The sequence below is a fragment of the Symbiopectobacterium sp. genome, assembly GCF_051710365.1.
Lineage (GTDB): Bacteria > Pseudomonadota > Gammaproteobacteria > Enterobacterales > Enterobacteriaceae > Symbiopectobacterium.
In genome coordinates, this window is sequence record NZ_JBPETA010000021.1 from 21,121 (window position 1) to 28,297 (window position 7,177).

At 50.4% G+C, this 7,177-nt stretch carries 4 protein-coding genes and 3 pseudogenes; 1 reads left to right on the forward strand and 6 read right to left on the reverse strand.

Annotated elements, in window-relative coordinates; translation table 11 throughout:
- Positions 1-566: 566 nt before the first annotated feature.
- The 4 genes and pseudogenes from rsmG to asnC all read right to left on the reverse strand — a co-directional run bounded on the left by rsmG (position 567) and on the right by asnC (position 4,485).
- The gene (gene rsmG, locus ACTBDZ_RS03445) at positions 567-1,187 is read right to left on the reverse strand and encodes a 16S rRNA (guanine(527)-N(7))-methyltransferase RsmG (RefSeq protein ID WP_438814254.1); all 621 of its coding nucleotides are present in this window, start codon (positions 1,185-1,187) and stop codon (positions 567-569) included.
- Between the two features lie 87 nt (positions 1,188-1,274).
- A complete protein-coding gene (gene mnmG, locus ACTBDZ_RS03450; RefSeq protein ID WP_438814255.1) occupies positions 1,275-3,164 on the reverse strand; it encodes a tRNA uridine-5-carboxymethylaminomethyl(34) synthesis enzyme MnmG in 1,890 nt (629 codons plus the stop codon).
- 406 nt (positions 3,165-3,570) lie between these two features.
- Positions 3,571-3,932 (reverse strand): annotated as a pseudogene (mioC, locus tag ACTBDZ_RS03455) (FMN-binding protein MioC).
- 91 nt (positions 3,933-4,023) lie between these two features.
- Positions 4,024-4,485, reverse strand: a complete 462-nt coding sequence (gene asnC / locus ACTBDZ_RS03460; protein ID WP_438814256.1) for a transcriptional regulator AsnC — start codon at positions 4,483-4,485, stop codon at positions 4,024-4,026.
- A 151-nt stretch (positions 4,486-4,636) separates the two neighbouring features.
- On the opposite strand from asnC, the gene asnA reads away from it, so the two are divergent.
- Positions 4,637-5,629: an aspartate--ammonia ligase gene (gene asnA / locus ACTBDZ_RS03465; RefSeq protein ID WP_438814257.1), complete on the forward strand. Its 993-nt coding sequence runs from the start codon at positions 4,637-4,639 to the stop codon at positions 5,627-5,629.
- Between the two features lie 20 nt (positions 5,630-5,649).
- Here the strand turns inward: asnA and viaA are convergent.
- Positions 5,650-7,056: pseudogene (viaA, locus tag ACTBDZ_RS03470) on the reverse strand (ATPase RavA stimulator ViaA); the annotation flags it as partial.
- 10 nt (positions 7,057-7,066) lie between these two features.
- Positions 7,067-7,177 (reverse strand): annotated as a pseudogene (locus ACTBDZ_RS03475) (IS5 family transposase); the annotation flags it as partial.

Genomic DNA, 7,177 nt, shown 5'->3' on the forward strand with positions numbered 1-7,177 from the left:
TTTATTCCATCGAGTCAAGCGGCAAAAAACGAGCAAATTATACGGTTTACGCCTGCGAATTCAATCGATAAGTAGCAAAAAGATGAACAATAATTTAAATCTCTTATTCAAGCCCTATTTTTACTAACAATCGAGGCGGCAGCCGCGGCCCGTAAGCCTTTCAATAACCCGATAATATGTGATATCAATCACATAAAAATGACATATAGGCTTTATATCAGATCTGATTTTTTTAAGTCTTTAGCAAAAATAGCTATTTATCTTAATTAAATTCAAATAGTTAAATAACGACTCTTTTTAAAACGCCCCGAAAACATCCCGTGCACTGCGTATTGACATCATTAACATTATTTTTTTATGTCTTTAACATCTGGATTTTTCATCTGCAATCTACAACGGCAATTAATTTCTCGGGTTACTATTCGAAGAGAAACAAATAGCGTGCAAGGTTGCCAGGTTTTGTAAAAAAATGGTGATCGGTGTCCATTTTTCCACAAATAATAACCTCCAAGCTTAAAAGGCCTCTCTGATACAATTAGTTATAATTTATTTGATAAAACGCAAAATTAGTTTGCTTTAAGAATCACCAAATGGCGTTCACCGTCCAATTCAGGTACCGATAAACGCACAATGCGCTCTACCGCTATCGATGTAGGTAATGCGGTTAATTCTTCTTCCGGCACTACCCCTTTCAGGGCATAAAAGCGTCCGGTTGCCGGTGCAGGCAGGTGCTTGCACCACTCCAGCATATCAAGCAAAGAGGCAAAAGCGCGGCTGATAACGCCATCGAAAGGCGGTTCAGCGGTGAATTCCTCGACCCGAGACTGCACCGGAAAGACATTATCCAACTTGAGTTCATGCTGAACCTGACGTAGAAAACGCACACGTTTTCCCAGGCTATCCAGCAGAGTGAATGACGCTGAGGGGCGTACAATAGCCAGTGGAATACCCGGTAATCCCGGTCCGGTACCCACATCGATAAACCGATCGCCCTGCAAATGCGGTTCAACCACGATGCTATCCATGATATGCCGTACCAGCATCTCCTGCGGGTCGCGCACTGACGTGAGATTATAGGCCTTGTTCCACTTGTGCAGCATTTCGACATACTGGATTAGCGAATTTTTTTGTTGTTCACTGACCAAAATGCCAGCCCGCTGCAACAGAGCGTCTAATTTGTGTTTCACGCGCTCATCCTGCCATATCTGATGAAATGTGGCTGCCAGGAACAGCCACAAAATGACACACCGTAGTGCGCCTATCTGCATCGGTTATCAGGCGCTGCGGCGCAGCAGCCCTTGTTTTTTCAGCCAAACCAGCAGAATAGAGATCGCTGCTGGGGTAATTCCCGAAATACGCGAAGCCTGACCAATGGACCCTGGTTTGTGGTCGTTGAGTTTGGCTTTCACTTCGTTGGAAAGCCCGCTCACCTGACCATAATCCAGATCCACTGGCAGCACGGTACTCTCATTACGCAGCTGTTTTTCAATCTCGTCCTGCTGACGCGCAATGTACCCTTCATACTTCACCTGAATTTCAACCTGCTCTGCCGCCTGAACATCCGTCAGCGCGGGCGAGAACATCGGTAACGAGGTCAGGGTAGCGTAATCCATCTCAGGGCGACGCAGCAGTTCCTCACCGGTCGCTTCGCGCGACAGCGGCGTTTTCAGCAACGCGTTCACCGCCTCTCGCTGTTCACTGTGGGGATGCACGCGAATTTCGCGTAGACGCTGGCGTTCCTGCTCAATCTGTTCCAGCTTCTCGTTAAAGCGCTCCCAACGATAATCGTCTACCATCCCCAGTTCACGGCCAATTTCAGTGAGACGCAGATCGGCGTTGTCTTCGCGCAGCATCAGGCGGTATTCGGCATGCGAGGTGAACATGCGGTAGGGTTCTTTGGTACCGAGCGTACACAGATCGTCCACCAGCACGCCCAGATACGCCTGATCGCGACGCGGGAACCAACCGTCCTGATCGAACGCCAGACGTGCGGCGTTCAAGCCAGCCAACATGCCCTGAGCAGCGGCCTCTTCGTAACCGGTTGTGCCGTTTATCTGTCCGGCAAAGAACAAACCGTGGATGAATTTGCTTTCCAGCGTAGGTTTAAGATCGCGCGGATCGAAGAAATCGTATTCGATAGCATAGCCAGGGCGCACGATCTTGGCGTTTTCCATACCTTGCATCGAACGGACGATTTGCCACTGTACGTCGAAGGGCAGGCTGGTCGAAATGCCGTTGGGGTAAATCTCGTTACTGGTCAGCCCTTCAGGTTCAAGGAAAATCTGATGCGCATTGCGATCGGCAAAGCGCATCACCTTGTCTTCGATCGACGGACAATAACGCGGGCCTATCCCCTCGATCACACCGGCATACATTGGGCTGCGATCCAGGTTATTGCGGATCACCTCATGGGTTTTTTCGTTGGTGTGCGTGATGTAACACGGCATCTGCGCCGGGTGCTCGCTGGCGTTCCCCAGGAACGAGAACACCGGCATTGGGTTATCACCGTGCTGTTGCGCCAGTACGCTGAAATCAATGGTGCGCGCATCGATACGCGGTGGCGTACCGGTTTTAAGGCGGCTGACACGCAACAGCAGCTCACGCAGTCTGCGAGATAACGGTATGGAGGGCGGATCGCCAGCACGTCCACCGCTGTAGTTATCCAGACCGATGTGAATTTTACCATCAAGGAATGTCCCAACGGTCAGCACCACCGTTTTGGCGCGGAATTTCAGCCCCATTTGGGTGACAGCACCGACCACACGATCGTTCTCAACAATAAGATCGTCAACCGCCTGCTGGAAGATCGTCAGGTTCGGCTGGTTCTCCAGCGCGGTGCGTATTGCCTGACGATAAAGCACGCGATCCGCCTGTGCACGAGTAGCACGAACGGCAGGACCTTTACTGTTGTTTAGTATTCTAAACTGAATACCGCCCCGATCGACCGCGCGAGCCATCAGGCCGCCCATGGCGTCGATCTCTTTAACCAGATGTCCCTTTCCGATCCCACCAATAGCCGGATTGCAGGACATTTGTCCCAGAGTATCGATATTGTGTGTCAATAACAGGGTTTGACGCCCCATGCGTGCAGCTGCCATGGCGGCTTCTGTGCCCGCATGGCCACCGCCGATCACGATGACGTCAAAAGGATCTGGATAAAACATGGTACTGCACCTCGCGTGGTGTTAACGAGAATAGTCGGGTTAACGATGTGTGCCTAAGATCATTGCTTGCCTTGGGGAAGGGGATTCTACTCAAGTTTACGCAAACGACAAGCCCGTTGGATCGTCGGTAGTTAAAGAAAGATCTTTTTATATAGAGATCTTTTTATTGGATCTATTATTAAGATACATACTGCTTGTGAATAAGTACTTTTTCCATATGAAGATCAACAAATTGTTGATGATCGTTTGCTGTGAATGATCGGTGATCCTGTACCGTATAGCTTGGGATCAAAATAGTTGGTTATTCACATGACAAAAAACGAACAACGGTTGTTATTGGGATAACTACCGGTTTTCACCCAGATATACATAAAGTTATACACAATTAAGTGGCTAAATAAACCGCTTAATTGAGTAATTCTACCCACGGAGCCAACCAGATTTCTGCTGGATCCACGGTAACGATCGCACCGTAGAAGGTGTCATACTCTTTACTGCCGATCCCGATAGCGCCATAACGAACCTGCGAAAGATCCGCTTTCCGATCGCTAATCTGCTTAAACAACGGTTGCAGGTTATCGGTAATTCACCGGCACCGTGGGTTGAGCTCACCAGTAGCCATACTCCGCTCTGCGGGAGGTCGTCCAGTTGCGGGCCATGCTGAACATCAGTGGAAAAGCCTTGCTGTTCCAGTAACTCGGCCAGATGTTTTGCCACATACTCCGCACTGCCTAACGTACTGCCGCTGATAAGCGTAATGTCTGCCATGCTCGATCCCGTCCGAATAAAAGATGCGGTATTGTACGCTGTGATCGAGCTGTTATCTACCTGTGGATAATAGGGATATACCTGTTGACGTTTACGGGGTGATCGTCCGCATGATCGGGTTCTGTAGCGAGATCAGGGTTTCCGTGGACTGAATTTCATCGATGGTCTGGATCTTGTTGATAAGTACGTGTTGCAGTGCGTCAATGGAACGGCACATTACTTTGATGAAAATGCTGTAATGCCCGGTGGTGTAGTAGGCTTCTACCACTTCTTCCAGGTTATTCAGTTTTTCCAGGGCTGAGGGGTAATCCTTGGCGCTTTTTAAAATGATGCCGATAAAGCAGCACACGTCATAACCGAGTTGCTTGGGGCTGACATCAACCCGGGTGCCGACAATAATGCCCGCCTGCTTCATTTTTTCGACGCGAACGTGGATGGTGCCGGGACTGACCGAAAACTGCTTGGCCAATTCGGCATAAGGGGTGCGGGCATTTTCCATTAAAGCGTTTAGGATGCAGCGATCGAGATTATCGATCTGATAAATTTCAGTCATAATTTTTCCTTATATTTAGTTCTTTCTCATTTTTAGCATGCGTTAAATGAGGAATCAAAACCATGATGCCTGTTTCTTTGCTGGATTATTGAGTTTCACCGCCATTCTATTGCTTAATTGCACAATAGACAGTGACGACGGACATGGGTAAATGAAAAAGAGCTATATCGAAAAACAACAACAAATTGCATTTGTGAAATCCTTTTTCTCCGCACAGTTAGCGCAGAAACTGGGTCTAATTGAAGTTCAAGCCCCGATACTGAGCCGCGTGGGCGATGGTACTCAGGATAACCTCTCCGGCAGCGAGAAAACGGTACAGGTACACGTGAAAGCATTGCCTGACTCCACGTTCGAAGTGGTGCACTCCCTGGCGAAATGGAAGCGTAAAACCTTGGGTGACTATGATTTTAGCGCTGGTGAAGGGATCTATACCCACATGAAGGCACTGCGCCCGGATGAAGATCGCTTGAGCCCGATCCACTCTGTTTATGTCGATCAGTGGGATTGGGAACGCGTTATGGGGGATGGCGAGCGCTCCATCGAGTATTTGAAATCCACCGTTAACAACATTTATCAGGCAATAAAAAGCACCGAAGCTGAGGTTAGCAGCAAGTTTGGTCTGGCCCCTTTCCTGCCGGAAACCATTCATTTTGTTCACAGCGATACGCTGCTCAAGCGTTATCCTGAACTGGATGCCAAAGGGCGCGAACGCGCCATCGCCAAAGAGCTGGGTGCTGTATTCCTGATAGGCATTGGCGGGGCATTGTCTCACGGTGAGCGTCACGATGTGCGTGCGCCGGATTATGATGACTGGTCGTCAGCGGGTGAACAGGGTCTGAAAGGGTTGAACGGCGATATCCTGGTGTGGAATCCGGCGTTAAACGATGCTTTCGAGCTCTCTTCCATGGGGATTCGTGTCGATGCTGAGGCGCTCCAACGTCAATTGACGCTGACGGGGGATGTCGATCGTCTGGCACTGGAGTGGCATCAGGCGCTGATGCGTGGTGACATGCCGCAAACCATTGGTGGCGGTATCGGTCAATCCCGCCTGGTGATGCTGCTACTGCAACTTGCGCACATTGGTCAGGTGCAGTGCGGTGTGTGGCCACAGCCGGTCAGAGAATCCGTGCCTGCATTGCTGTAATCGCTGTAGAAGCGCTACGCTCAGGCGTGGCGCAATCGCCGCAGTAAACGTCCTTTTAACCCGGTATCCACGTGCCAGATATGGTCGAAAATGTGCAGGATGCCGGGTTTTCCATGTTGTGACATCGCAACAGCATGAAAACGATGGTGATGTTGTTGCTGCCGTTGCCGAACACGTTGCACGGTCTCTTCAGGCAGGCGCTGTGCGATGAAATCAGAAATCATCACCGCATCGGCATCGTGCCACACATCATCTTCCAGTTTGTCCAGCAGCGCTGACATACAGGCTGCCATATCGGTGCCGCCACGAAACGATTGACCAAGAAAACGCGTGGCCTGTTCGATACCGGTGACGGCAGTCAGCTCATAGCGCACGATATCGGTGGCAAACAGCATAATGTAGCAGCGGCGATTATCGGCAAGGGCGATGCGCATGAGTGCCAGGCAAAAGGCTTTGGCGCAGCGTTCATTGAAACCGCCCATCGACCCTGAGGTATCGACACAGACAATAAAAGGGCCTCTGGGCTGCTGTTCGTTTTGCTGATGTGAAACCGGGCGCTCTATTACCTTTTCGTGCCAGCTTTCCCCCTGCAACCGATAGGTCAGAAACCGCCGTTCCAGCAAACGACGATAGAATTCGTATTCCAGCTCTTTGATGCCCATGGCGGCCAATTCGGCGGGGAGCAGTCGCAGAATATCATCGCTTTGATGGATGCCATCCACTTGCTCTGGCACCGTATCCGGTTCACGAACCATCACGCGAAACGCTTCGCGCGGTGCTTCAGTGGAGAGAATGGATTTGGTCTCCCGGCTGCGACCTAAACGCTCGGCCAGGCGCTGCAATGAAGGCTGCTTTTGTAGAAAGTCGCAGAAGTTAATCAGGGTTTGCAGCTCGGTTTTTATCAATTTTCCCGCGCTGAGATCCCATAATCGTCCGGCGGCTGTCTCGTTCTCCGCCAGTACGGCTTCCAGTTTGCCGGTCAAGGTCAGCCGCTGTTGTAACTCATCAAGCAGGATCTCTTTTTCTGCCTCCATCAATTGATGGTGCAAGGAGACCGTTTGCAAAGAGAGGCTCATTTTCCAGCGCTGTAAGAACAGAGCGTGGAAGGCGTTGCTAAACCGCTGCCCAAGCGTCGGTTCTGCCTGAGCGATCAGCTTGTTAGCCTGAGAAAGAAAAGGCCAGTCCACCGTTTGCAGCGTATCAACGATACGGGGAATGCGTGACTGAAAGGTCAGATTGTCGATGGTCTGGGTATTTTGATAGCAGGTAAATTCCCGCTCCAGATCGGCAGGTGCCACGGTTGCACGCAGGCGCTGCTTGAGTGACGCTTTCCATTCGGGCAGATCGTGCAGCAGCGCCGCTTTCATTCTAGGGTGCTGTTCAAGAAAAGCCGCAAGCTGTGGCGTAGCCAACAGCGCGATAACTAGGCTGTGTCCCTTAATTGCGTAACCGGTGGTAAAACACGCGGATGCAGCCCAGTTTCACCATTGCTAGATAGTTTCTTGCCGTTTTTTCATAACGTGTGGCGATCCGTCGATATTCCTTTAA